This window comes from Massilia agilis (assembly GCF_024756255.1).
Lineage (GTDB): Bacteria > Pseudomonadota > Gammaproteobacteria > Burkholderiales > Burkholderiaceae_D > Telluria > Telluria agilis.
On sequence record NZ_JANUHB010000005.1, the window covers coordinates 234,353 to 257,658 of the forward strand.

The 23,306-nt window shown below is 67.0% G+C and carries 22 protein-coding genes; 8 read left to right on the forward strand and 14 right to left on the reverse strand.

The features are described 5' to 3' along the window. Positions 1 to 26 precede the first annotated feature (26 nt). From NX774_RS19785 to NX774_RS19800, 4 genes are all read right to left on the reverse strand, one after another. Positions 27 to 2,189 (reverse strand): hypothetical protein, encoded by a 2,163-nt coding sequence (locus NX774_RS19785; protein WP_258823993.1) that lies wholly within the window; start codon positions 2,187 to 2,189, stop codon positions 27 to 29. Positions 2,190 to 2,334: 145 nt separating this feature from the next. Then, positions 2,335 to 4,689 carry a S9 family peptidase gene (locus NX774_RS19790; RefSeq protein WP_258823994.1) on the reverse strand — a complete coding sequence of 785 codons (2,355 nt, stop codon included), beginning with the start codon at positions 4,687 to 4,689 and terminating at the stop codon, positions 2,335 to 2,337. A 302-nt stretch (positions 4,690 to 4,991) separates the two neighbouring features. Continuing rightward, positions 4,992 to 5,246: a hypothetical protein gene (locus NX774_RS19795; protein ID WP_258823995.1), complete on the reverse strand. Its 255-nt coding sequence runs from the start codon at positions 5,244 to 5,246 to the stop codon at positions 4,992 to 4,994. A gap of 196 nt (positions 5,247 to 5,442) precedes the next feature. After that, a complete protein-coding gene (locus tag NX774_RS19800; RefSeq protein ID WP_258823996.1) occupies positions 5,443 to 5,799 on the reverse strand; it encodes a winged helix DNA-binding protein in 357 nt (118 codons plus the stop codon). Positions 5,800 to 5,894: 95 nt separating this feature from the next. Here NX774_RS19800 and NX774_RS19805 point away from each other — a divergent pair, with 95 nt between their 5' ends. Then, positions 5,895 to 6,434, forward strand: a complete 540-nt coding sequence (locus NX774_RS19805) for a hypothetical protein (protein ID WP_258823997.1) — start codon at positions 5,895 to 5,897, stop codon at positions 6,432 to 6,434. Here the strand turns inward: NX774_RS19805 and NX774_RS19810 are convergent. From NX774_RS19810 to NX774_RS19855, 10 genes are all read right to left on the reverse strand, one after another. Beyond that, on the reverse strand, positions 6,431 to 6,727 hold the full coding sequence (locus NX774_RS19810; RefSeq protein ID WP_258823998.1) for a hypothetical protein: 297 nt from the start codon (positions 6,725 to 6,727) through the stop codon (positions 6,431 to 6,433). The genes NX774_RS19805 and NX774_RS19810 overlap by 4 nt on opposite strands. Before the next feature lie 72 nt (positions 6,728 to 6,799). Then, positions 6,800 to 7,591 carry a sulfite exporter TauE/SafE family protein gene (locus NX774_RS19815; RefSeq protein ID WP_258823999.1) on the reverse strand — a complete coding sequence of 264 codons (792 nt, stop codon included), beginning with the start codon at positions 7,589 to 7,591 and terminating at the stop codon, positions 6,800 to 6,802. Beyond that, complete coding sequence (locus NX774_RS19820) at positions 7,591 to 7,872, reverse strand: cyd operon YbgE family protein (RefSeq protein ID WP_258824000.1); 282 nt, start codon at positions 7,870 to 7,872, stop codon at positions 7,591 to 7,593. Before NX774_RS19820 ends, NX774_RS19815 begins: the two co-directional genes overlap by 1 nt. Next, on the reverse strand, positions 7,862 to 8,002 hold the full coding sequence (cydX, locus tag NX774_RS19825) for a cytochrome bd-I oxidase subunit CydX (RefSeq protein WP_258824001.1): 141 nt from the start codon (positions 8,000 to 8,002) through the stop codon (positions 7,862 to 7,864). Before cydX ends, NX774_RS19820 begins: the two co-directional genes overlap by 11 nt. A gap of 12 nt (positions 8,003 to 8,014) precedes the next feature. Next, the gene (cydB, locus tag NX774_RS19830) at positions 8,015 to 9,154 is read right to left on the reverse strand and encodes a cytochrome d ubiquinol oxidase subunit II (protein ID WP_258824002.1); all 1,140 of its coding nucleotides are present in this window, start codon (positions 9,152 to 9,154) and stop codon (positions 8,015 to 8,017) included. Next, positions 9,147 to 10,733, reverse strand: a complete 1,587-nt coding sequence (locus NX774_RS19835; protein WP_258824003.1) for a cytochrome ubiquinol oxidase subunit I — start codon at positions 10,731 to 10,733, stop codon at positions 9,147 to 9,149. The genes cydB and NX774_RS19835 overlap by 8 nt, the downstream gene beginning before the upstream one ends. Continuing rightward, positions 10,723 to 10,890: a cytochrome oxidase putative small subunit CydP gene (gene cydP, locus NX774_RS19840; protein WP_258824004.1), complete on the reverse strand. Its 168-nt coding sequence runs from the start codon at positions 10,888 to 10,890 to the stop codon at positions 10,723 to 10,725. The genes NX774_RS19835 and cydP overlap by 11 nt, the downstream gene beginning before the upstream one ends. A 12-nt stretch (positions 10,891 to 10,902) precedes the next feature. Next, positions 10,903 to 11,103, reverse strand: coding sequence for a YgaP family membrane protein (locus tag NX774_RS19845; RefSeq protein ID WP_258824005.1), 201 nt, complete (start codon positions 11,101 to 11,103; stop codon positions 10,903 to 10,905). Between the two features lie 25 nt (positions 11,104 to 11,128). After that, positions 11,129 to 12,817 carry a bifunctional protein tyrosine phosphatase family protein/NAD(P)/FAD-dependent oxidoreductase gene (locus NX774_RS19850; protein ID WP_258824006.1) on the reverse strand — a complete coding sequence of 563 codons (1,689 nt, stop codon included), beginning with the start codon at positions 12,815 to 12,817 and terminating at the stop codon, positions 11,129 to 11,131. Positions 12,818 to 12,851: 34 nt separating this feature from the next. Then, positions 12,852 to 13,736 (reverse strand): MBL fold metallo-hydrolase, encoded by an 885-nt coding sequence (locus NX774_RS19855; RefSeq protein ID WP_258824007.1) that lies wholly within the window; start codon positions 13,734 to 13,736, stop codon positions 12,852 to 12,854. A 267-nt stretch (positions 13,737 to 14,003) separates the two neighbouring features. Here NX774_RS19855 and NX774_RS19860 point away from each other — a divergent pair, with 267 nt between their 5' ends. The 7 genes from NX774_RS19860 (at position 14,004) to NX774_RS19890 (ending at position 23,303) form a co-directional block, all read left to right on the forward strand. Continuing rightward, positions 14,004 to 15,335 carry a sigma-54 interaction domain-containing protein gene (locus tag NX774_RS19860; protein WP_258824008.1) on the forward strand — a complete coding sequence of 444 codons (1,332 nt, stop codon included), beginning with the start codon at positions 14,004 to 14,006 and terminating at the stop codon, positions 15,333 to 15,335. 439 nt (positions 15,336 to 15,774) lie between these two features. Continuing rightward, positions 15,775 to 16,410 carry an ANTAR domain-containing response regulator gene (locus NX774_RS19865; protein ID WP_258824009.1) on the forward strand — a complete coding sequence of 212 codons (636 nt, stop codon included), beginning with the start codon at positions 15,775 to 15,777 and terminating at the stop codon, positions 16,408 to 16,410. A 25-nt stretch (positions 16,411 to 16,435) separates the two neighbouring features. Beyond that, on the forward strand, positions 16,436 to 17,614 hold the full coding sequence (locus tag NX774_RS19870; RefSeq protein WP_258824010.1) for a CmpA/NrtA family ABC transporter substrate-binding protein: 1,179 nt from the start codon (positions 16,436 to 16,438) through the stop codon (positions 17,612 to 17,614). A gap of 268 nt (positions 17,615 to 17,882) precedes the next feature. Then, on the forward strand, positions 17,883 to 19,184 hold the full coding sequence (locus NX774_RS19875) for an MFS transporter (protein WP_258824011.1): 1,302 nt from the start codon (positions 17,883 to 17,885) through the stop codon (positions 19,182 to 19,184). 10 nt (positions 19,185 to 19,194) lie between these two features. Continuing rightward, a complete protein-coding gene (gene nirB / locus NX774_RS19880; protein WP_258824012.1) occupies positions 19,195 to 21,726 on the forward strand; it encodes a nitrite reductase large subunit NirB in 2,532 nt (843 codons plus the stop codon). Between the two features lie 24 nt (positions 21,727 to 21,750). Next, positions 21,751 to 22,098: a nitrite reductase small subunit NirD gene (gene nirD / locus NX774_RS19885; RefSeq protein ID WP_258824013.1), complete on the forward strand. Its 348-nt coding sequence runs from the start codon at positions 21,751 to 21,753 to the stop codon at positions 22,096 to 22,098. Continuing rightward, on the forward strand, positions 22,095 to 23,303 hold the full coding sequence (locus tag NX774_RS19890; RefSeq protein ID WP_258824014.1) for an NAD(P)/FAD-dependent oxidoreductase: 1,209 nt from the start codon (positions 22,095 to 22,097) through the stop codon (positions 23,301 to 23,303). The genes nirD and NX774_RS19890 overlap by 4 nt, the downstream gene beginning before the upstream one ends. The last annotated feature ends 3 nt before the right edge of the window (positions 23,304 to 23,306 follow it).

Here is a 23,306-nt window from a genome sequence, read left to right on the forward strand (position 1 = left end):
TGAACGCGTGGGCTCGAGAGCCCACCCTACCGGCGTGGCACGATGGCAAACTGTGGCGCGCTGCCGTAGTCGGGCTTGACGCTGCGCGCCATGAATTGCGCCCACGCTTTCCTTCCTGCCTCGCCGGCCACGTCCGCTGCGTAAGCGAGGGCCGGCTGCATGTTGGACGGGAAGCCCGTCGCCACCGACGAATAGCCGGCCATTTCGCCAACGCCCAGCTTGAGCGCAGCGGCCATCTCCGGTCCGCCGCAGGGCAGGGTAACGAAGTCGCTCTTGTGGCTCGCGCGGTAGGCCTGTCCAATGCTCTCGTAGATCGCGCTGCCGGCGCTGTCGCGCACTTTCATCGCGTAGATCGTGCCGTCCACCCAGCACGCGCCGGGGCCGACCATGCGGCCGATCGGGAAACGCGCCTTCCACTTCAGCAGCGGCGCGGCCTTATCGAAGCCGAGCTCCCATACATGGCCCACCGCCGCGGTGAAGAAGTCGTCCTGCCACGGCGCGAGCGCCGTCTGCTTGTCGTACACCAGCGCGTAGCCGTTGGTGATCACGCCCAGCTTGTTCGCGGATGGATTGGCTGCATAGGTTGCGTTGTACCAGTCGAGATTCGAGTCGAGAAGCTGGACGAAATGGCGCTTGAGCGGGTCGTCGTCGGGCGTGATGTAGGCCGCTTCGCCCAGCGTGCGCAAGCCCCACGCCTGGCCGCGCACCTGTTCGGGCTTGAGCAGTCCCTTCGCGTTGTCGCGGTAGCCCGGGTTGGATGCGAACACGTCGTACATCGCCCAGAACTGCAGCTCTTCCAGGTAGTAGCGATCGCCCGTGACGAGATAGGGCAGGTAGGCGAACGCGGGCTGGTGCGCAACGTCGTGCACGTACGGGCTCTTGCACGCATCCGGCGCCGCGCAGGGCGGGAAGGCCTCTTGCCGGCGTGCGGCCGGGTTGAGCGTGTCGCCCGGCTTGCCGACGATCGTCATGTACGGGTAGTCGAGCAGGCTGACGGGCCGTCCTGTGCGCTTGTCGCGGTAGTGAATCGACCAGCTCCCCGCCAGGTCGGCGGTGCCAAGCGTGACCTGTCTGGCGCGCTGGTCCATGCTCAGCAAGTACATCGCCCCCCAGGCTGGCAGAAGGCCGATATCCGGGCGGCCGCCGGTCGTGGGCATGGCCTGCGCAGCGGCGCCCACGCCCATCGGCTCCGTGCGCGGCCCGGTCCACTGCGACTGCAGCGCCGCGAGCGCCGCCTCACTGATGCTCACCGTGCGGTCGTAGTTGGGCAGGGCGCGCGTGGCGATCAGGTAGCCGGTGTCATGCCGTACGTGGACCGCCGGTGCCGCACCCCACCAGAACAGCTTGCGCCAGCGCGCGTGGTGGTAGTGGGTGAGGGCGTTCCTGGCATAGACCTCCTTGCCGCCAACCGAGACCACGGCGTCGTAGATGAAGTTGCGCGGCGACGGCTCGTAGGCCCAGTCGTTTTCAACCGTCACGTCCACCCGCGCCGCGTGCGCCGTGGGGTACCAGCGGATCGCAAAGCGTGCTGATAGATGCGGGTGGACCTGGCCGTTCGCGGTGGCCAGGGGCGCCGCCACCTCCCACTCGCTGGCGACGGGGCCGGACAGCCAGGTTGCCGGCTTTTGCGCGGCCAGCATCTTTTCAGCGGACGCGCTGTAGCGCTCACCGTCGATGACCGCGCTGACGGACGCGGTAAAGCCTTGGTCGAGCAGTTGGGCCGGGGCCGGCGGTCGGGCGGCGGCGGATGCCTGTGACGTGGCCAGCGCCATGGCGAGCGGTTCACTCGCTTCCACGCGTGGCAGCACTGCCGAGATGACCGCATGCCGCACCGAGCCGTCGGCGTGGCGTGCCTTCACGTCCACCTGCAGCCCAACCGTGCCGCCACCGGCCAGCTTGCCGGCCAGCTGCTCGCCCGGGCGCAGCGCACCGGGTGCGAAAACCTGGCCGAACGTGACGGGCACCGGTGCTTGCGTGGTGGCGCTTTCGAACGTGACGTTGGCGATGCCGCCTGCGGGTGCGGCCGCCGCCGGGCGGGCCGGAATTGATTTGGGGGAAGGGGCGGCGTAGCGCTCGGCCAGCACACGCTGGGGATTGAGCTTTGCGCCGGCAGGGAGCGTGACCTGCTGGCCCGCGCCTGCGGCATGAAGATGGACGACGGCGATTGAAATCAGGAGCAGGTGGCGCATGCTGCGGCTCATCGGTTGGCGGAGCCGTGAGCTTATCTGCTGGGCCGTTTTTGCGGCGCGCCGTTCAATCGCTTGTTGGACGCGTGGGCAGGAGGACCTGCCCACCCTACGCGTACAAAAAAGGCGCCCGCAGGCGCCTTCGTGCTTACTGCTTGAGCGTGCGCTCGAACAGTTCGAGGATGCGGCGGTACTCGTCGTACCAGCTTTCCGGCTGCACGAAGCCGTGGCGCTCCAGCGGGTAGCTGGCCAGTTCCCACTTGTCCTTCTTCAGTTCGATCAGGCGCTGCGCCATGCGCACCGAGTCCTGGTAGAACACGTTGTCGTCCACCATGCCGTGCGCGATCAGCAGGTTGCCGCGCAGGTTCTCGGCATATTCGATCGGCGACGAGACCTTGTACGCTTCGGGGTCGATGTCCGGGGTGTTGAGGATATTGGCCGTGTAGCCGTGGTTGTAGCTGGTCCAGTCGCTCACCGGGCGCAGCGCCGCGCCCGACTTGAACACCTCCGGCGCGCGCATCAGGCCCATCAGGGTCATGAAGCCACCGTAGCTGCCGCCGTAGATGCCCACGTTCTTCGCGTCGCCCTGCTGGTGGTCCACCATCCAGTGCACGCCGTCGATGTAGTCCTCCAGCTCGGGGTGGCCCATGTTGCGGTAGATCGCCGTGCGCCACTTGCTGCCGTAACCCTTGGAGCCGCGGTAGTCCATGTCCAGCACCACGTAGCCCTTTTGTACCAGCAGGTTGTGGAACATCTGCTCGCGGAAGTAGTTGGTGTAGCGACGGTCCACGTTCTGCAGGTAGCCGGCGCCGTGCACGAACATCACGATCGGGTACTTCTTGCCGGGTTCGAGCTGGGCCGGGCGGTACAGCTTGGCCCAGATCGGGTCGCCGCCGTGGGTGGACGGCACGGCCACGAACTGCGGCATGATCCACTCGCGCGCCTTGAAGTCGGCGGTGCGGGTGTCGGTCAGCTTGACCGCGGCGCCGCCGCTGGCCGGCACGGTGGCCAGCTGCGCCGGCAGGTAGGAGGAAGAGTAGCGCACCAGCAGCTTGCGCTGGTCCGGCGAGATCGCGAAGTTCTCGACACCGCCATCAAAGGCGGTCACTTCACGCGTGGCGCCGTCCTTGCCGGACACCGAGCACACCTCGTAGGTGCCGGGCTGGGCGCGGTTGCACAGGATGTACGCGGTCGAGCCGTCCGCGGACCACTTCACTTCCGAGGCTTCCCACTTGCCCTGCGTGAGCGCGCGCGCGTGGCCGTTGGCATCGCTCGTGTACAGGTGCGAATAGCCGGTTTCTTCCGACAGGTACCACAGCGTGCGGTTGTCCGGCAGCCAGCCGAATTCGCTGTTGTCATAGTTGACCCAGGCGGGATCGGTCAGGCGGTGCACCGGCTTGAGCTTCGCTTGCGCGAAATCGACGGTGGCGATCCAGCGGTCCTTGTTGTCCACCGAACGGATCATGATCGCCGCTTGTGCCCCGTCCTTGGTGAACTGGATCGGCTGCCCGAATTCGGACACCACGTGAACCGCGCGGTTGCCCTTCAGTGCCGGCTGCTTGTGCTCGGCGCGCAGCGCGGCCAGCGGGTCTTCCGCAATGCCGGGCAGGGTGTCGAACGACAGCTCCTGCACCTTGTTGGTGGTCAGGTCCACCAGCTTGATGCTTTGCGAGGCCGGCATGTTGCGGCCGACGCGGGTGCGCTCGTCCTGGAATTCCTCGTAGCCCGATTCGGTCACATAGCGCGGCAGCTTGCCGATGCGGCCCTTGTCGGCGTCTTTCGGCCCGGTCACCACCAGCAGCCAGCGGCCGCTTGGCGACAGGGCGCTGCCCTGGATCGCGATCTTGTCGCCCAGGTAGATCGGCGCCGGCGCGCGGGTGGCATCGAAGCGGCGCTCTTCCTCGGCACGCGCGCGGCTGGCGTCGCGCTCGTCCTTCTGGCGCTTCAGGGTCGCGATCAGGCGCAGCTGCATGGCGCGCAGCGCGTCGTCTTCAAGCGCATTCGGGTCCTTGGCCGCACGCGGCAGCGCCACCGGCGACACCAGGCGCTCGGCACGGTGCCAGCTGTACCAGTCGTCGCCCAGGCGGAACTGCACGCTCGTTTCGTCGCTCGAGTACTGCGGCGACGTCACCGGGGTCGCGCTCTTGACGATCTGGGTCAGCGCGCCGGTCTTCAGGTCGCGCTCGAACAGGTCGCCGTTGCGCATGATGATGGCACGGGTGTGCTCGCGGTTGAACACCATGTTCTGGCTGTCGAGCTTGGGCAGCTCGCCGTCCGCCACCACGTGCGGCTTGGGCAGCGCGGCCCAGGTGTCGCGCAGCGGCGAGCCGGCGCGCTTCTGCTTGTAGTACACCTGCTTGCCGTCCCAGCTCCACCACGCCGCTTCGGTCGGGTTGCCGATCCAGTCCGGGTTGGACATCGCCTGGTCGAGGGTGATTGGCGTGCTGGCCGCCGCGGGCAGCGCGATCAGCGCGGCGGTGATGGAAAGGAGCAGTAGTCGCATCGAGATGGTCCGAGTGAGTGAACGGGAATGCTGTCTAGAAGGAAATGCGACGAGCATTCTAGCTCAGCAACACACGGGGCGGGAGGTGGCGCAAGGCTTTTCCGCCGGGGGCGATGCGCGCATGCGTAAGTACGCGCCGCCAATGAAAAAGCCCGGCACGGGCCGGGCTCTGTCTGGAACGCTGGTTCGCGTCAGGCTTGCTTGGTCACGCTCTGCGACACGCGCGGGAAGAACAGCGCGATGCGGGCGACGGTGCCGATGACGGCGATGGCGATGGACACGTATTCGATAGCGGTCATGATTTATCCTCTCGAAGCAAAATTGCGAAGTTCGTTGGCCAGGCTGGGCGAATGCGCCTCGGCCTGGTTGGCCTGCGACAGCAGGGCGTCGCGACCCTGTTGGCGGGCGCGGGCGGCAGCCGCGTCGCGCATGGGGGCAAGCCAGCCGCCGTGGGCCGCGTACAGCTGGGCGGCGAACTCGCCAACCGTTGCCAGCAGGGCGCTGAAGTGGTGGCGCAATCCCTTGTCGTGCGCCTGGGTGATCGTTGCTGCAGACATGTGATTCTCCGATGAATTACTGCGTTATGTTGCGGTGCAGTATAGATTCCCCAGAGCTATAACGAAACTTTTGGTTTGTGATAGTCAGCATAAGCGGAACGTATACTTACGCTGCTGCAAACGGTGCCCGGCAAGGGGCGGATCAACGGAGGATTTGGCGCCCGTGGACGGGCGAAAACGGGAGGAGCGGCCGCTGTCAGCCGGCCGATTTGGTGGCCTTGAGCATGCACTGCGACAGCCGGTCGAAGTGCTGCAGCGCCGCAGGCGTGAGCTCGACCTGCTTGCGCCGGCTGTCCTCGGTGTCGGACAGCTTGATCCAGCCTTTCTCGCGCATCGACTTCAGGCGCGTGTGCACCGTGGCCGGCGCGCCCAGCTCGTGCCGGGCCATCATGTCCCGCACCGACAGGCGCTGGTGCTCCTGGCCGGCGCGCGCGACCAGCATCAGGATGCGCTCTTCGAGCGGATCGAGGTCGGGCAGCGACGGCAAGCCGCGCACCGCCTCGGCGAGCTGGAGGAAACGCAGGAAGATGTCGGCAGGACGTGTGGTTTTCATCAAGAGTAGGTTGCTGAAAGCGACTGCCTTACGTTAAGCTGCACGCCCACCGCGCACAGCCGGGGTGACATTGTAACGCAGTCATGTTTGTAAAGATGAGTCAGTTAAAATTGAACCTCTCGATGGCTGCCGCCACCGTCATCCTGTTCCTGTTGGCGCTGGCAGCGAACGAACTGCTGCTCTCGCGCCTTGAATTCGCCGTCGGCGTCAACTGGATCTACCTGCCCGCCGGCGTGCGCCTTCTGTGCACGCTGTTGTTTGCCGAAGCAGGGGCGGTTGGCCTGCTGGCCGCTTCCTGGCTGGTCTCGTTTTTCTACTTCTTCCCGCATGATCCGCTGCGTGCCTTCGTCGGCGGCATCCTCGCCACCGTGGCGCCCTACGGCGTGTACCGCATCGCCCGCCACGCCTACGGCCTGCAAGCGTCGCTCACCAACCTCACGTCGATGAACCTGCTGCAGTGCGCCCTGATGTTCTCGATCGCCAGTCCCGCACTGCACCATATGTGGTTCGCGTTCTACGAACACAAGGCCAACCTGGGCAGCAGTTTTGTCGCGATGGTCACCGGCGACCTGTCCGGCACGCTGATCGTGCTGTACGCCGCGCGCTTTGTGCTGCTGCGCGCACCGCGCGCCTAGCCGCGCCGCTGTGGCACGCCGTGCGCAGCGGCGGGCGTAGAGCGGAACTGGTCCCGCCCGTCGCCGCGCTCGCCCATACCCATCGCCAGGCACAGTCCCGCGACACAGAAGATTACGATCGCCGTGCCGTGCTCGGGCACCAGCATGGCCGGCAGGCGGCGGCGCCAGGCCAGCGCCAGCGCCAGGAGAACCAGCAACGCGCTTCCCGTGCTGGCCAGCGCATTACCGAACAGCCAGCCGCGCACCATTTCGAGGACGAACGCTCCCACCGCCGGGTTCAACACATCCTGCATCCACTGCTCCGCATATCGATATAAATTTTGTAGCAGTGTAGCGGATGGCTCGCTTCGTTGGCAACCCGGGAATCAGGCCAGTGCCGCTTTCAAGAGCATGGCCAGCGCAACGGTTCCCGCCACGACAGCGTAACCGCGCTGCATGACCGCGCCGCCCAGCTGGTGCGCAACCGCCCGCATCACGAGCATGCCAGCCAGCGCGCCGGCGCAAAAGGGCAGGGCAACCGCCCAGTTGAAGCCGCCGGACAGTGCGCTCGTGGCCACGCCGGTGGCCGACAGCAGCGCGATCACGGCAAGCGACGTCGCCACGACCGATTGCATTTCCAGCTCGGTGTAGGCACGCAGCGCCGGCACCATCACGAAGCCGCCGCCCACGCCCAGCAGCCCGGACAAGAGGCCAGCGACGGTGCCGGACAGCGCCAGCACGCGCGCGCAGGGCCGCGTCCAGATGAAGCGGCCGCTGGCAGGGTCGCGCACGCAGTGCCGCAGGCTGTGTTCAGTGCCGGGCGGCTTGCCGGCCTGGGTGAAACTGCGATAGGCAACGTAGGCAAGCACCAGTGCAAAGAGCACCGTGAGCATGCGGTTGTCGATGCGGTGGGCAAGCCACAGGCCAAGCGGCGAGAAGGCCGCGCCGGCCAGTGCGATCAGCAAAGCGGCCCGGTAGCGCACGATGCCGGCACGCAGGCCCAGCACCGCGCCGAGCGCCGCGGCCATGCCCACCGCGAGCAGGCCGATCGGCCCGGCGGTGGCCATGTCCAGGTGCGCGCCGAACACCAGCAGCGGCACCGCGAGGATGCCGCCGCCGGCGCCGGTCAGCGCAAGGATGGCGCCGGTCACCAGCCCCAGGAGCAGGTCGACCAGCATCAGCCGCCCCACAGCCGCAGCGCGGCGAGCGCGGCGCAGGCCAGGCACGCCGGGGTGGAAAACACGGCGCGCCAGGGCTGGCGCCGCGGAACGAAGCCGACACCGCGCACGAACCCGGTCGTCATGGAAGCCATGGCCAGCATGGCCGCCACATGGTCCGGGCGGCCCGCGCGCATGGCCAGCTGTGGATAGATGGTCAGCCCCAGCGCCACGATGCAGGCCAGCAGCAGCGGCAGCAGCGCCATCGGGGCGGCGGGGCGGGCCTGCGCATCACGTTCCACCGTGGCCCCCGCTGCTTGCGTCATCGTTAAAGCCGGTCCGGCGCGCCTCTTCGTGCTCGCCCCACATCGCGTTCAGGATGGCCAGCAGGACGGCAAAGCCGACCCCCAGCGCCCAGGCGAAATACCACATGACGAATCCTCCTCAATAAGCCGAATGGTCGTGCTTGCGCACATAGGCCGTCGTCACCTTGCCGGACATGACCTTGTAGGCCCAGCTGGTGTAGGCGATCACGATCGGCATGAAGATGAGCGTGGCCCAGAACATGATCCCCAGCGTCAGGTGGCTGGACGTGCTGTCCCACACCGTGAGGCTGGAGCGCGGATCGGACGACGAGGGCATCACGAACGGGAACATCGAGACGCCCGCGGTGCCGATCACGCCAGCCAGTGCCAGCGCCGAGCAGCCAAAGGCGGCCAGGGTGTAGCCGCCACGCAGCCACGCCAGCGCCGCGAGCACCGCGCAGTAGGCCATCGCCGGCACGGCCACGGTGGCCGGGTAGCGGTGGTAGTTGGCCAGCCACGCCCCGGCGGTACGGACCACTTCCTTGCCGAGCGGGTTGGGCAGGGCAGCCGGGTCCAGTGCGGAAGCGAGCACGTAGCCGGGAATGCCGCGTGCCAGCCACACGCCGGCGGCGCTGAAGGCCAGCAGCAGCACCAGGCCCGCCCAGTTGGCGGCGCGGCGCGCGCGCGCCTGGATGTGGCCTTCGGTGCGGTGCGCCAGGTACACCGCGCCGTGGAAGGTGATCATCGCCGACGACACCACGCCGCACAGCAGCGCGAACGGGTTGAGCAGGCCGAAGAAGCTGCCGGTGTAGGTCGAGCGCAGGGTATCGTCGAACTGGAAGGGCACGCCCTGCAGCAGGTTGCCGAAGGCGACGCCGAAGATCAGCGGCGGCACCGCCCCGCCGACGAACAGGCCCCAGTCCCACACCGAGCGCCAGGTGGGGTTGTCCAGTTTGCTGCGGTAGTCAAAGCCCACCGGCCGGAAGAACAGCGCCCACAGCACCGCCAGCATGGCCCAGTAAAAGCCGGAGAACGCGGTCGCGTACACCAGCGGCCAGGCAGCGAAGATGGCGCCGCCGCCGGTGATGAACCAGACCTGGTTGCCGTCCCAGTGCGGCCCCACGGTGTTGATGATGACGCGGCGCTCGACGTCGCTGCGGCCGGCGAAAGGCAGCAAGGTGCCCACGCCCATGTCGTGGCCGTCCATGATGGCGAAACCGATCAGCAGCACGCCGACCAGCACCCACCAGATCAGTTTGAGGGTCGGATAATCAAGCATGGATTTCTCCCGAGGTGGTTGCGGCGGCGTGCGCCTTCTCGCCGGCGTAGCGCCCGGTGCCCAGGCTGGCCGGGCCGATGCGGGCAAAGCGCACCATCAGGTACATTTCCACCACCAGCAGCACCGTGTAAAAGCCGACGAAGCCGGCCAGCGAGCCGTACAACGAGCCGACCGACAGCGTGGACACCGACAGGTGGGTCGGCAGCACGCCGTAGATGGTCCACGGCTGGCGGCCGTATTCGGCCACGAACCAGCCCAGTTCCGCGGCGATCCACGGCATCGGCAGCGACCACAATGCGGCCTTGAGCAGGCGCGGGCTGGCGGCGCAGCGGCCCTTGATGGTTTGCCAGGTGGCTGCCGCAAACAGCACCAGCATGGCAAAGCCGAACGCCACCATCACGCGGAAGGCCCAGAACATCGGCGCCACGCGCGGAATGGTGTCCTGCACCGCTTTCTCGATCATCTCCGGCGTGGCCTCGGCCACGTTGGCGGTGTACTTTTTCAGCAGCAGGCCAAAGCCCAGGTCGGCCTTGTGTTCTTCGAACAGCGCGGCGGCCTTTTCGTTATGCCGGTCGCGGCGCATGATCTCCAGCGCGGTCACGGCGTCGATGCCGGACACGATGCGCGCGCGGTTCTTGGCCTGGATCTCCTTGATCCCCGGGATCTCCTTGCTGATCGAGCGGGTGCCGATCAGGCCCATCACCCACGGCACCTGCAGCGCGAAGTCGTTTTTCAGTTCCGCCTGGTTGGGAAGGGCGATCACGTTGAACGGCGCCGGCGCCGGCTCGGTGTCCCACATGGCTTCGATGGCGGCCATCTTGGCCTGCTGCGCTTCGCCCACGGTGTAGCCGGATTCGTCGCCCAGCACGATCACCGAGCAGGCCGAGGCCAGGCCGAAGGCGGCGGCCACGCGGAAGCTGCGCTTGGCGAACTCCACGTCGCGTCCGCGCAGCAGGTACCACGCCGAGATCGACAGCACGAACATCGCGCCGGTCACGTAGCCGGCCGATACGGTGTGCACGAACTTGGCCTGGGCATCGGGGTTGAACAGCACGGCCCAGAAATCGACCAGCTCCATGCGCATGGTCTCCGGGCTGAACTCGGCGCCCACGGGGTTCTGCATCCAGCCGTTGGCCACCAGGATCCACAGCGCCGACAGGTTGGTGCCAACGGCCATCAGGATCGTCACCAGGAGGTGCTGGCGCCGCGAGAGCCGGTCCCAGCCAAAGAAGAACAGGCCGATGAAGGTGGACTCGAGGAAGAACGCCATCAGCCCTTCAATGGCCAGCGGCGCGCCGAAGATGTCGCCCACGTAGTGCGAGTAGTAGGCCCAGTTGGTCCCGAACTGGAATTCGAGCGTGATCCCGGTGGTCACGCCAAGGGCGAAGTTAATGCCGAACAGCTTGCCCCAGAAGCGCGTCATGTCCTTGTACACGGTCTTGCCGGTCATGACGTACACGCTTTCCATGATCACCAGCAGCCAGACCATGCCCAGGGTGAGCGGCACGAACAGGAAGTGGTACAGCGCCGTCGCCGCGAACTGCAGGCGCGACAGGTCGACCAGTTGCTCAGTTACCATGGCGCACCTCCTGCAGCACGTCGGGCTGCGTGCCCGCAGGTGCGTGCTCGTGGAAGAATGCCTGCCACAGCACGCCAAGGACGACGAGCTTGAACAGGACGGCCAGCGCCAGGTCGCGGACCAGGCGCCGGTTCAGTACAGTGGGTGAATCGTTCATCGCATTCCCCTGTTACTGCCGCGGGGCTTTGCAGGTGTTCACACCCAAGACGCTGTAGAGCGGACACCGGCCGGACAGTCCGGTGAGCAGCGGCACCAAGCCCGCCAGTGCCCACAGGCGCACATCCTCTGCCAGGACGAAGTACAACGAAAGAATGACCAGGCCGGCGCCGATGCGCAGGCCGCTGTCCAATCCGCCTACATTAACTTGCATGATGAACTCCTTGTCGATAAACGTTTCAGGTGGCTGAAGGCGTGCTCACGTCCACCAGCTCCGGGTGGACCAGCCATTCTCGTCCCTTGAGCATGCCTTCCCAGTACAGCGGGGGCAGGATGCGCTCCTTGAGCAGCCACGCCAGGCGCGACGGACGGGTGCCGTCGATCAGCCAGCTCGGGAAGCTGGGCGCGACCTTGCCGCCATAGGTGAATTCGGCCAGCACGATTTTTCCGCGCTCGACCGTGAGCGGGCACGAGCCGTAGCCGTTGTAGCGCGCCTCGCCCTTGGCCTGGCCCAGCGCGGCCAGCACGTTGTGCGCGACCACCGGCGCCTGCGTGCGCGCGGCGGCGGCGGTCTTGGCGTTGGGCGAGCTGCCGGCGTCGCCCAGCGCGTAGATGTTGGCGTAGGTCTTGTGGCGCATCGTGGCCTGGTCGATGTCGACCCAGCCGGCGGCGTCGGCCAGCGGGCTAACACGGATGAAGTCGGGCGCCTTTTGCGGCGGCACCACGTGCAGCATGTCGAACGGCTCCTTCACCAGCTGCTCCGTGCCGTCCTTCTCGACGTGCCGGAAGGTCGCCACGCGCGCCGGGCCGTCCACCGCCACCAGGTTGTGGCGGAAGTTCAGGCCGATCATGTACGAGCGCACGTACTCCATCAGGGCCGGTACGTAGTCGTTCACGCCGAACAGCACGTCACCCGCGCTGTAGAAGCGGATGTCGATCTCTTCCAGCACGCCGCTGCGGCGCCAGTGGTCGGCCGACAGGTACATGGCCTTCTGCGGCGCGCCGGCGCACTTGATCGGCATGGGCGGCTGGGTGAACAGGGCGCGGCCGCCGCGCAGCGACTGCACCAGCTGCCAGGTGTAGGGCGCCAGGTGGTACAGGTAGTTGGACGTGACGCCGTTCTGGCCCAGCGTTTCGGCCAGGCCGTCGATCGCGTGCCAGTCGAGCTTCAGGCCGGGGCAGACCACCAGCTGCTTGTACTTGACCACGCGGCAGCCGTCCAGGATGAGGGCATTGCGCTCCGGTTCGAACGCGGCCACCGCCGCCTTGATCCACTTGGCGCCTTGCGGAATGGTCGAGCCCATGGTGCGCGCGGTGCGCTCCACCTTGAACGCGCCGCCGCCCACCAGGGTCCAGCCGGGCTGGTAGTAGTGCACGTCAGCCGGGTCGATGATGGCGATGTCCAGCCCCGGGCTGCGCGCCAGCATGCTGGACGCGACGGCGATGCCTGCCGCGCCGCCGCCCACCACCACCACCTCGTGTTCGGCTTCGGCCACCTCGACCGGCGTGCGGCCGTTGTTGGCGATGCGGCGCACCACGCCTTTGAGGTCGTACCCCGCGCGCGAGGCTTTTTCGATGATCTGCGCCAGCGGCAGGGTGCCCGCCTGCGACAGCGCCCACATGGTGGTCGAGCGCATGCCGGTGCGGCAGAAGGCCAGTGCCGGCTTGGGCAGGGTGGCCAGCAGGGCGCCGAAGTCGCGGCCCTGCTGGTCGGTCACCTTGCCCGATTCGGCCGGCAGGTAGTGCGCTTCCAGCCCGGCCGCACGCGCCGCCTGCTCGATCTCGGCGAACAGTGGCTGGTCGTTGCCCTCGCCATCGGGGCGGTTGCAGATCACGGCGCGAAAGCCTTTTTGCTTGAGCGTGGCGATATCGGCCGCCTGGATCTGGGGCGCGACCGATAGCTCGGCCGTCAGGTAGTGGATGTCCATGTTGTCTCCGGTCTTGTTGGATTGTGGGTGGTGCTTACAGGGCGTTGAGCGGGATCTTCAGGTAGCGCATGCCGTTGTCTTCCGCCTCCGGCAGGTGGCCGGCGCGCATGTTCACCTGCACCGAGGGCAGGATCAGCACGGGCATGTCGAGGGTGGCGTCGCGGCGGCTGCGCATGCCCACGAACTCGTCCTCGCTGATGCCGTCGCGTACGTGGATGTTGCTGGCGCGTTCTTCCGCCACGGTGGTCACGAACTCCACCGGCCTGCCGTTGGGCTGGTAGTCGTGGCACATGTACAGCTTCGTTTCCGGCGGCAGGCTCAGCACCTTGTTGATGGAACGGAAGAGGGTGCGCGCGTCCCCGCCAGGGAAGTCGCAGCGCGCGGTGCCATAGTCGGGCATGAACAGGGTGTCGCCGACGAAGGCGGCCGTCTCCGCCCCATCCTCGACCACGTAGGTGACGCAGGCCGGCGTGTGGCCCGGCGTGTGCATCGCTTGCGCGCGCAGGGCGCCGATCGTGAAGTGCTCGCCATCCTCGAACAGGTGGTCGAACTGGCTGCCGTCACGCGCAAAGCCCGGGCCGGCGTTGAAGAGAGTACCGAATACGCCCTGCACGGTCGTGATGTGCTTGCCGATGCCGACCTTGCCGCCCAACTGCTCCTTGAGGTAGGGGGCGGCCGTCAGGTGGTCGGCGTGCACGTGGGTTTCAAGGATCCAGGTCACGTTGGCGCCCAGTTCCCTGACGCGCGCAATCACCTTGTCGGCGCTCGTGGTGGAGGTGCGGCCGGACTTGTGGTCATAGTCCAGCACGCTGTCGATGATCGCGCACTCTTTGCTCTCGCGGTCCAGAACGATGTAAGTCACGGTCCAGGTGTGCGGGTCGAAAAAGCCCTCGACCACCATTGCGTTTTGTTTTCCCATTATTGTCTCCAGTTGTGCGGCAGCCATTGCCGGTACCAGGACTTTTGCAAGCGCCATGCCAGCCCGCACTGATGTTGCGGATATTCTGCAAGTCGTTGAAATGAAAGGATTTATTTGTGGCGGGCGGGATCGGATGGGCGGCGCGCGCGGGGATTTCCGCCGGTAATGGCAGCCTGTGGCAGAAATTTGGCAGTTTATTGGCAGTTTTCTGGCAGTCGCCGGCGCTGAAGGTGCATAATGGACAGGTCATCGTTTCAGGTCGCCACCATGCCATCCGCACCGTCCGCCCCCCAGGTCCAGGCGCTCGTCTCATTCCTTGAGCACGAGTCCGAGCCAATGATTGTCCTCGACGTTGATTACAACATCCTTGCATCCAACACGGCCTACCAGCGCCAGTTCGGAATCGCCGGGCACAGCGCGGCCGGGCAGAAGTGTTACCGGGTATCGCACCACTACGACGTGCCGTGCGACCTGGCGGGCGAGCACTGCCCGATGAAGAAGGCCCAGGAAAAGCGCGGCCCCGACCGCGTGCTGCACATCCACCACACGCCGCGCGGGCCGGAACACGTGAACGTTGAATTGCGGCCGATCCTGGACGACGCGCACGAGGTCGTGGCTTATGTGGAACGGCTGGTCACGGTGCGCAATGCATCGGCGCGCACCACCAGCGATGGACTGGTCGGGCGCTCGCCCGCCTTCGTGCGCGCGCTCGAATCGCTGCAGCGGGCCGCGCCGGCCATGCTGCCGGTGCTGCTGCTGGGCGAATCGGGCAGCGGCAAGGAACTGTTCGCGCGCGCGCTGCACGAAGCCAGCGACCGCGCCGCCGGACCGTTCGTCGTGGTCGATTGTTCAGGGCTCACCGAAACGCTGTTCGAGAGCGAACTGTTTGGCTACGAAAAGGGTGCGTTCACCGGCGCGCTGGCGCGCAAGCACGGCCTGGTCGAGACGGCGCGCGGCGGCACCTTGTTCCTGGATGAGATTGGCGACGTCCCGCTGGGCATGCAGGTCAAGCTGCTGCGCCTGATCGAAAGCGGCACCTACCGTCGCGTGGGCGGGCTGGAGACGCTGCACAGCGATTTTCGCCTGGTGGCCGCGACCCACAAGCCGCTGGCGGACATGGTCGCGGACGGGCGCTTTCGGCAGGACCTGTATTACCGCATCAGCGCCTATCCGATCCACCTGCCGGCGCTGCGCGAACGCGGCGACGACATTCCGCTGCTGATCGAGTCGGTGCTGCAGCGCCTGGCCAAGATGGGGCGGCCGTACCGGGTCACGTCGGAAGCATTGGCGGCGCTGCAGTCGTATAGCTGGCCGGGCAATATCCGCGAGCTGCGCAACGTGCTCGAACGTGCGACGCTGTTTGCGGACGACCGCGTGATCGGGCTCGCGCAGTTACCGGACTTCGTGCTCCACACGCAGCCGGGCTTGCCCGCGCCGGGCGTGGCGACCCGTGCGGTGCCCACCGGCGCAAAGCTCACGGACCAGGCGCTGGCCACCTACGCGGCCGGCTTCGCGGGCACCCGCGCCGAACTCGCCCGTGCGCTCGGCATGAGCGAACGCACGCTGTACCGCCGCCTGAAAGCCTTGCAGCTGGCGTGAATGAAAAAGCCAGGCCACCTTTCGGTTGGCCTGGCTTTTATCGTGCTGGTACCCGGTAGGGTGGGCAGGTCCTCCTGCCCACGCGTTCAATTGACAGCGACGTAGCGTTGGATCATACCCTGGTTGGACGCGTGGGCGGGAAACCCGCCCACCCTACGTACGCGTTAAGCGCTGAGGTTATGCTGTTCCTTGGCTGCGATGATGACCAGCGATGCGACACGTGCAACCACGGCGGCAACGGCGATTCCGACAGTGACAAATCCAATAGCAGTCATGATTCTTCCTCTCGATTCAATGATGTCTGGTGCGGTGATTCGATGAGTTGAAGTATAGGTAGCCGCCGTGTGCGAGGTAAGTTTTCGTTCATGATGCCGGCTATCACCCTCCAAAATACTTTGCAGCCGCAAAGGTGGCCCGTTTCTTGCGTGCGTAAGCGGGCATGAAATCCGAAAGTGCTTCACCCAGGCTGCGCATCGTGGTCGTCAACCCGACCACCGCCACCGACGAGGACGGCTCCGCCGCAGCCCAGGCGCGGCGTGGCGCGGCCCTGCGCATCGGCTTGCTCGAATCGGGCTACGACATCGTCGCCTCGCTGCCTGCCGATATCTTCCTGCCCGAGCGCATCGCCCAGCTGCAGCCCGACCTCATCATCGCCGACAGCGAATCGGACGCGCGCGACGTGCTCGAACACATCGTGCTGGCCACGCGCGCGGCGCCGCGGCCGATCGTGCTGTTCACCGACGACCAGGACGAGTCCAGCGTGGAAGCGGCGATGGCCGCGGGCGTGACGGCCTACATCGTGGCCGGGCTGCAGCCCGAGCGCGTCAAGCCGGTGCTCGACGTGGCGCTGGCACGCTTCCGGCGCGAGCGCAAGCTGCTCGACGAGTTGTCCGAGACGCGCCAGAAGCTGGCCGAGCGCAAGGTGGTCGAGCGCGCCAAGGGACTGCTGATGGCGCGCCACGCTCTGTCGGAAGAGCAGGCCTACCAGAAGCTGCGCAGCATGGCGATGAACAAGAACCTGAAACTGGCCGAGATCGCCCAGCGTATCCTCGATGTCGAGGACCTGCTGGGTTGAGCGTGGCATTTAAAAGAGGAATCGTATGACTGGCCTGCAAGGCAAGGGCGCGTTCGTCGCCGGATCGGATAAACCAGAGCGCAGCACGGTGCGGGTCGGCTTCATGCCGCTGACCGATTGTGCTTCCCTCGTCATGGCGTCGGTGCTGGGCCTGGACGAAAAATACGGCATCCGGATCGTGCTCAGCCGCGAGCAGTCGTGGTCGGGCATGCGCGACCGGCTGGTGCGGGGCGAACTCGATTGCGCCCAGCTGCTGTACGCCATGGTGTATGCGGTCGAACTCGGGGTCGGCACCGCGCAGAAGAGCATGGCGCTGCTGATGAACCTGAACCAGAACGGCCAGGCGATCACCCTGTCGCGCGCGCTGGCCGCACGCGGCGCAGTGGACGGAGCAGGGCTCGCCGCGCTGATGGCGAACGAAGCGCGGCGCTTCACGTTTGCGCACACTTTCCCGACCGGGAACCATGCGATGTGGTTGTATTACTGGCTGGCGGCGGCGGGCATCGATCCCATGACCGCCTGCCACGTGGCCACCGTGCCGCCGAACCAGATGGCGGCAAACCTTGCGGCCGGCCACATGGATGGCTTCTGTGCCGGCGAGCCGTGGGGCGAGCGCGCCGTGCGCGAAGGCGTGGGCGTGACCGTCGCCACCAGCCAGCAGGTCTGGCCCGACCATCCGGGCAAGGCGCTGGCGGCGTGCGCCGACTTCGCGCAGCACCATCCCAACACCTGCCGGGCGCTGGTCTCAGCGGTGCTGGAGGCCGGCCGCTGGATCGACGCTTCGGCGGCCAACCGCGAAGCGGCATCCGAGGCCATTGCGAGCCCCGCCTTTGTGAACGTGCCACGCGAACTGATTCGCGAGCGGATGCTGGGCTGCTACAACGATGGCCTGGGCCACCGATGGCACGACCCGCACCGGCTGCGTTTCTACGGCGACGGCGCCGCCACTTTTCCCTACCTGTCCGACGCCATGTGGTTCATGACCCAGCACCGCCGCTGGGGCCTGCTCGCCTATGACCCGGACTACCGCGCCGTGGCCGAGCGCGTCAACCGGCTGGACCTGTATCGCGAGGCCGCAGCCGCCACCAACACGCCGCTGCCGTCGACCGTGACGCGCAGCTCGCGGCTCATCGACGGCCGTACCTGGAACGGGCGCGACCCAGCGCTGTACGCGGCATCGTTCGTGGCGCCCAGCCACGCCTGAGCCAGTCCCGCCGCTGGTGCGGCGTGCCGCATCATTTTCGCGCAGGCTGCACCGCCATGAAGCGCAGCCTGTCCCGCCCGGCGCCCGCTTCCCTGTACGCGTTGGCTGGCACGCCTCTTGCAACTACTGCTGTCGGATCAACGGCGATCCCTTACATTTCACAGCCGGTCCAACGGCGGACTGGCACAGGACAACGGCGTCCGCATTCCCCGGCCAATCCCTGGCCCTGGCATGCGGACGCCTTTTTGTTTTTCCGAAGGGATGACACATGGCCAGCAAAGCAAACCGCATCGCGCTCTTTTCGTTCAGTACGCCACAGATGCGTGCCTTCCACCTCTCGTGGGTTGCATTTTTCGTCTGCTTCTTTGCCTGGTTCGCCTGCGCACCGCTCATGCCGGTGATTAAAGGCGAACTCGCGCTCTCGCCCGACCAGGTGGCGAACATCAATATCGCGGCGGTCGCGATCACCATCCTGGTGCGGCTCGCGATTGGCCCGTTGTGCGACCGTTACGGCCCGCGCAAAGCCTACACCGCGCTGCTGCTGCTCGGCGCGATTCCCGTGTTCGGTGTCGCGCTGGCGCAGAGCTACGAGAGCTTCCTGCTGTTCAGGCTCGGCATCGGCGCCATCGGCGCGAGCTTCGTGATCACGCAGTACCACACCTCGGTGATGTTCGCGCCCAAGGTGGTCGGCACCGCCAACGCGGCCAGCGCGGGCTGGGGCAACAGCGGCGGCGGCACCACGCAAGCCGTGATGCCGCTGCTGTTCAGCGCACTGGTGATGCTGGGCGTGAGCGAGAGCATGGGTTGGCGCCTGGCGCTGCTGGTGCCGGGCGTGATGCTGCTGCTGACGGCCGCGGCCTACTGGCGCTTCACCCAGGATTGCCCGGACGGTAACTACGATGCGCTGCGCGCGGCCGGCGTTCCGATCGAATCCGGCGGCAAGGGCGGCTGGGCGAGCTTCAAGGCGGCCTGCGCCAACCATCGTGCGTGGCTGCTGTTCGTCACCTATGGCGCGTGCTTCGGCATTGAACTGTTCATCCACAACATCGCGGCCACGTACTACGTCGAACACTATGGCCTGTCGCTGAAATCGGCCGGCCTGGCGGTCGGCGCATTCGGCCTGCTGGCGCTGTTTGCGCGCGCCCTGGGTGGCTGGGTATCGGACAAGGCGGCCGCCAGCCGCGACCTGAACAGCCGGGTCACGGTGCTGTTCGCGCTGATGGTCGGCGAAGGGCTTGGCCTGCTGTGGTTCGCCAATGCCGGCGCGGTGGACGCAGCCGTCGCGGCGATGCTGTTCTTTGGCTTGTTCACCCACATGGCCTGCGGCGCGACTTACGCGCTGGTGCCCTTCGTCGAGCCCAAGGCGCTGGGCGGGGTGGCCGGCATCGTCGGCGCCGGCGGCAACGTCGGCGCGGTGCTGGCCGGTTTCCTGATGAAAGGGACGGGCGACCTGCACCGCACGCTGCTGGTGCTGGGTGCGCTGGTGCTGGCGTCCAGCCTGTGCGCGCTGGCCGCCCGCTTTTCCATCCGTGCCGGCGACGCCGCCGGCGCGCCTTCCACGGCAGTCTAGGAGGCCAGCCATGAAAGTCATCGTCATCGGCCACGGCATGGTTGGCCACAAATTCGTCGAAACGCTGGCATCAAGCATGCCGGCCGCGCAGCTGACCGTGCTGTGCGAGGAACCGCGTCCCGCCTACGATCGCGTGCACCTGTCGGAATATTTTGCGGGCAGGTCGGCGGACGAGCTGACGCTGGTCGCGCCGGGATTTTTCGAACGCCACAATATCGCGCTCAAGCTCAATGCACGGGCTGCAGCCATTGATCGTGTGGCCAAGACGGTGCGGCTTGCCAGCGGCGCGGTGCTCGGCTACGACAAGCTGGTGCTGGCGACCGGCTCATCGCCCTTTGTTCCGCCGATCCCGGGGCGCGAGCGTGCCGATTGCTTCGTCTACCGGACCATCGAAGACCTGGAGGCGATGCAGGAGTGCGGCGCTCGCTCGCGCTCAGGCGTGGTGGTGGGCGGCGGGCTGCTCGGGCTGGAATGCGCCAAGGCGCTGCGCGACATGGGCTTGAGCGCGCACGTGGTCGAATTTGCGCCGCGCCTGATGGCCGTGCAGGTGGACGATCCCGGCGCGAGGGTGCTGCGCGGTCGTATCGAAGAGCTGGGCGTGACTGTCCACACGCACAAGAACACGCAAGAGATCGTCGACGGCGACCAGGCGCGGCACCGGATGCGGTTCGCGGACGGCACCCACCTGGAAACGGACATGATCGTTTTCTCGGCCGGCATTCGCCCGCGCGACGAGCTGGCGCGGGCCGCCGGGCTGGCGACAGGGCCGCGGGGCGGGGTGGCAATCGACGACCGCTGCCTGACGTCCGACACGGACATCTACGCCATCGGCGAATGCGCCGCCTGGAACGGCCAGCTCTTCGGGCTGGTGGCGCCCGGCTACGACATGGCGCGCACCGCCGCGCGCCATTTGGCCGGACAGGCAGCCGCCTTCACCGGGGCGGGCCTGTCAACCAAACTCAAGCTCTTGGGCGTGGACGTGGCCAGCATCGGCGACGCGCATGGCAGCACGCCGGACAGCCGCAGCTACCAGTTCCTCGACGAGCGCAAGCAGGTGTACAAGAAGATCGTGGTGTCCGGCTGCGGCAAGCGGCTGCTGGGCGCGGTGCTGGTGGGCGACGCGGGCGAGTACGGCACGCTGCTGCAGGCCATGCTGAACCAGACCGAGCTGCCGGAGTCGCCTGAGTTCATGATCCTGCCGCAGGCGGACGGCAAGTCCCGGCCGGCGCTCGGCGTGGCGGCCCTGCCGGCGACGGCGCAGGTCTGCTCGTGCAACGATGTCTCGAAGGGGGCACTGTGCGCGGCGGTGGCGGACGGCGCGACGACGCTGGCCGCGCTCAAGGCCGCCACCTGCGCCGGCACCACTTGCGGTGGCTGCGTGCCGCTGGTGACCCAGGTGCTCAACGCCGAGCTGGAAAAGCAGGGCGTGGCCGTGTCCAATCACATCTGCGAGCACTTCCCGTACTCGCGGCAGGAACTGTTCCACCTGGTCCGTGTCGGCCGCATCCGCACCTTCGCCGAGCTGCTGTCCAGGCACGGGAATGGCCTGGGCTGCGAGATCTGCAAGCCGACTGCCGCCAACATCCTGGCCTCGACCTGGAACGACTTCGTGCTCAAGCCCGAGCACGCGAGCCTGCAGGACACGAACGACTACTTCCTTGGGAACATCCAGAAGGACGGGACGTATTCGGTGGTGCCGCGCATGCCGGGCGGCGAGGTCACGGCCGACGGACTGATCGCAGTGGGCCAGGTCGCCCGCAAGTACGGGCTGTACACCAAGATCACCGGCGGCCAGCGCATCGACCTGTTCGGCGCGCGGCTCGAGCAGTTGCCGCAGATCTGGGAAGAGCTGATCGCGGCCGGGTTCGAGTCCGGCCACGCCTATGGCAAGGCGCTGCGCACGGTGAAGTCGTGCGTGGGCTCGACCTGGTGCCGCTACGGCGTGGGCGACAGCGTGGGCTTTGCGATCGCGCTGGAGAACCGCTACAAGGGCCTGCGCACGCCGCACAAGGTGAAGTTCGGCGTGTCCGGCTGCACCCGCGAGTGCGCCGAGGCGCAAGGCAAGGACGTCGGCCTGATTGCCACCGACAAGGGCTGGAACCTGTACGTGTGCGGTAACGGCGGCATGAAGCCACGCCATGCCGAGCTGCTGGCTTCCAACCTCACCGAGGATCAGGTCGTGCAGCTGGTGGACCGCTTCCTGATGTTCTACGTGCGCACCGCCGACCGCCTGCAGCGCACCAGCACCTGGCGCGAGAACCTGGAGGGCGGGCTGGACTACCTGAAGCAGGTGGTGGTCGAGGACAAGCTGGGGATCGCGGCGGAGCTCGAAGCGGACATGCAGCACGTCGTCGATACCTATGTGTGCGAATGGAAGCACGCCGTGACCGATCCGGCCACGCGCAAGCGCTTCCGGCACTTCGTCAACAGCGATGCGGCGGACGCCAACGTGGTGTTCATGCCGGAGCGCGGGCAGGTGCGCCCGGCCACGCCGGAGGAACGCCAGCGCCGCATCATCCCTATCGCCGCACGCTCGGCCTGACTATTTTCGCAAAGGAGAACAGCAATGCATCGCGATCTTCAACTAAACCAATGGACCCCCGTCTGCCCGCTCGACGACATCGTTCCCGATACCGGCGTGTGCGCACTGCTCAATGGCGAGCAGGTCGCCGTCTTTCGTGTCGGGCGCGGCGAGCCGGGCGTTTTTGCGATCGCCAATTACGACCCGAACGCGCATGCGGCGGTGCTCTCGCGCGGGATCGTCGGCAGCCTGGGCGAGCGCGTGGTGGTGGCCTCGCCGATCTACAAGCAGCACTTCGACCTGCGCACTGGGGAATGCCTGGAGGCGCCCGAGCGCTCCGTCGCCTGCTATCCGGCACGCGTGGCGGACGGAATGGTCTGGGTAGCGGCATGAAGCCGGCGCTGGTGGTTGTCGGTAACGGCATGGCCGGCATGCGCACGGTCGAGGAACTGCTCAAGATTGCGCCGGATGCCTACGACATCACCGTGTTCGGCGCCGAGCCGCACGGGAATTACAACCGCATCCTGTTGTCGCCCGTGCTGTCCGGGGAAAAGACGGTGGACGACATCATGCTGCACCGGCGCGAGTGGTACCGCCAGCATGGCATCACCCTGTTTGCCGGCGACCCGGTGGTGCGGATCGACCGCGGCAATCGCACGGTGCACGCGGCATCGGGCCTGGTGGTGCGCTACGACAGGCTGCTGCTGGCAACCGGTTCCACGCCCTTCATCGTGCCGGTGCCCGGGCATGCGCTCGAAGGCGTCATCGGCTTTCGCGACCTGGGCGACGTGGACACGATGCTCGCTGCCGCCAGCCAGGGAGGGCAGGCGGTGGTGATCGGCGGCGGGCTGCTGGGGCTGGAGGCTGCCAGCGGACTGGCGCGGCGCGGCATGCAGGTGACCGTGCTCCACGTGACCGACAGCCTGATGAACCAGCAGCTGGACCGCCAGGCCGGCGCGCTGCTCAAGACGGCACTGGAGCGTAAGGGCATTCGCATCCTGCTCGGCGCGCAGACAGCCGCGATCGTGGGCGAGGAACGCGCGCAGGCGGTGCGCCTGGCCGACGGCAGCGAAATTGCGGCCGACCTGGTGGTCATGGCCGCCGGCGTACGGCCGAACATCGGGCTTGCGCGCGACGCCCGCCTGTACTGCGAGCGCGCGATCGTGGTGGACGACACCATGCAGACCTACGACCCGCGCATCTACGCCGTTGGCGAATGCGTGCAGCACCGGCGCGCGACCTTTGGCCTGGTGGCGCCGATCTGGGACCAGGCGCGCGTGTGCGCGGCGCACCTGGCCGGAGCGGGCCACCGCCGCTACGTGCAACAGCCGACTGCAACGCGGCTCAAGGTGACCGGCGTCGAACTGTTTTCGGCAGGCGACATCGTGGGCGGCGAAGGCAGCGAGGACCTGGTGCTGCGCGACCGCGGCGCGGGCGTGTACAAGCGCCTCGTTCTCAGCGGCGGCCGGCTTGCCGGCGCCGTGCTGTACGGCGACGTGCAGGACGGCCCGTGGTATTTCGACCTGATCCAGCAGCGCGCTGATGTTTCATCGATGCGCGACACGTTGTTGTTCGGCCGTGCGCTGTGCGCCGCCTGACGA

What these genes read in the sequence shown, in the direction of transcription:
- NX774_RS19785 (WP_258823993.1), bottom strand. Translation starts at nt 2,189, where the DNA reads ATGCGCCACCTGCTCCTGATTTCAATCGCCGTCGTCCATCTTCATGCC.
- NX774_RS19790 (WP_258823994.1), bottom strand. Translation starts at nt 4,689, where the DNA reads ATGCGACTACTGCTCCTTTCCATCACCGCCGCGCTGATCGCGCTGCCC.
- NX774_RS19795 (WP_258823995.1), bottom strand. Translation starts at nt 5,246, where the DNA reads ATGTCTGCAGCAACGATCACCCAGGCGCACGACAAGGGATTGCGCCAC.
- NX774_RS19800 (WP_258823996.1), bottom strand. Translation starts at nt 5,799, where the DNA reads ATGAAAACCACACGTCCTGCCGACATCTTCCTGCGTTTCCTCCAGCTC.
- NX774_RS19805 (WP_258823997.1), top strand. Translation starts at nt 5,895, where the DNA reads ATGAGTCAGTTAAAATTGAACCTCTCGATGGCTGCCGCCACCGTCATC.
- NX774_RS19810 (WP_258823998.1), bottom strand. Translation starts at nt 6,727, where the DNA reads ATGCAGGATGTGTTGAACCCGGCGGTGGGAGCGTTCGTCCTCGAAATG.
- NX774_RS19815 (WP_258823999.1), bottom strand. Translation starts at nt 7,591, where the DNA reads ATGCTGGTCGACCTGCTCCTGGGGCTGGTGACCGGCGCCATCCTTGCG.
- cydX (WP_258824001.1), bottom strand. Translation starts at nt 8,002, where the DNA reads ATGTGGTATTTCGCCTGGGCGCTGGGGGTCGGCTTTGCCGTCCTGCTG.
- cydB (WP_258824002.1), bottom strand. Translation starts at nt 9,154, where the DNA reads ATGCTTGATTATCCGACCCTCAAACTGATCTGGTGGGTGCTGGTCGGC.
- NX774_RS19835 (WP_258824003.1), bottom strand. Translation starts at nt 10,733, where the DNA reads ATGGTAACTGAGCAACTGGTCGACCTGTCGCGCCTGCAGTTCGCGGCG.
- cydP (WP_258824004.1), bottom strand. Translation starts at nt 10,890, where the DNA reads ATGAACGATTCACCCACTGTACTGAACCGGCGCCTGGTCCGCGACCTG.
- NX774_RS19845 (WP_258824005.1), bottom strand. Translation starts at nt 11,103, where the DNA reads ATGCAAGTTAATGTAGGCGGATTGGACAGCGGCCTGCGCATCGGCGCC.
- NX774_RS19850 (WP_258824006.1), bottom strand. Translation starts at nt 12,817, where the DNA reads ATGGACATCCACTACCTGACGGCCGAGCTATCGGTCGCGCCCCAGATC.
- NX774_RS19855 (WP_258824007.1), bottom strand. Translation starts at nt 13,736, where the DNA reads ATGGGAAAACAAAACGCAATGGTGGTCGAGGGCTTTTTCGACCCGCAC.
- NX774_RS19860 (WP_258824008.1), top strand. Translation starts at nt 14,004, where the DNA reads ATGCCATCCGCACCGTCCGCCCCCCAGGTCCAGGCGCTCGTCTCATTC.
- NX774_RS19865 (WP_258824009.1), top strand. Translation starts at nt 15,775, where the DNA reads ATGAAATCCGAAAGTGCTTCACCCAGGCTGCGCATCGTGGTCGTCAAC.
- NX774_RS19870 (WP_258824010.1), top strand. Translation starts at nt 16,436, where the DNA reads ATGACTGGCCTGCAAGGCAAGGGCGCGTTCGTCGCCGGATCGGATAAA.
- NX774_RS19875 (WP_258824011.1), top strand. Translation starts at nt 17,883, where the DNA reads ATGGCCAGCAAAGCAAACCGCATCGCGCTCTTTTCGTTCAGTACGCCA.
- nirB (WP_258824012.1), top strand. Translation starts at nt 19,195, where the DNA reads ATGAAAGTCATCGTCATCGGCCACGGCATGGTTGGCCACAAATTCGTC.
- nirD (WP_258824013.1), top strand. Translation starts at nt 21,751, where the DNA reads ATGCATCGCGATCTTCAACTAAACCAATGGACCCCCGTCTGCCCGCTC.
- NX774_RS19890 (WP_258824014.1), top strand. Translation starts at nt 22,095, where the DNA reads ATGAAGCCGGCGCTGGTGGTTGTCGGTAACGGCATGGCCGGCATGCGC.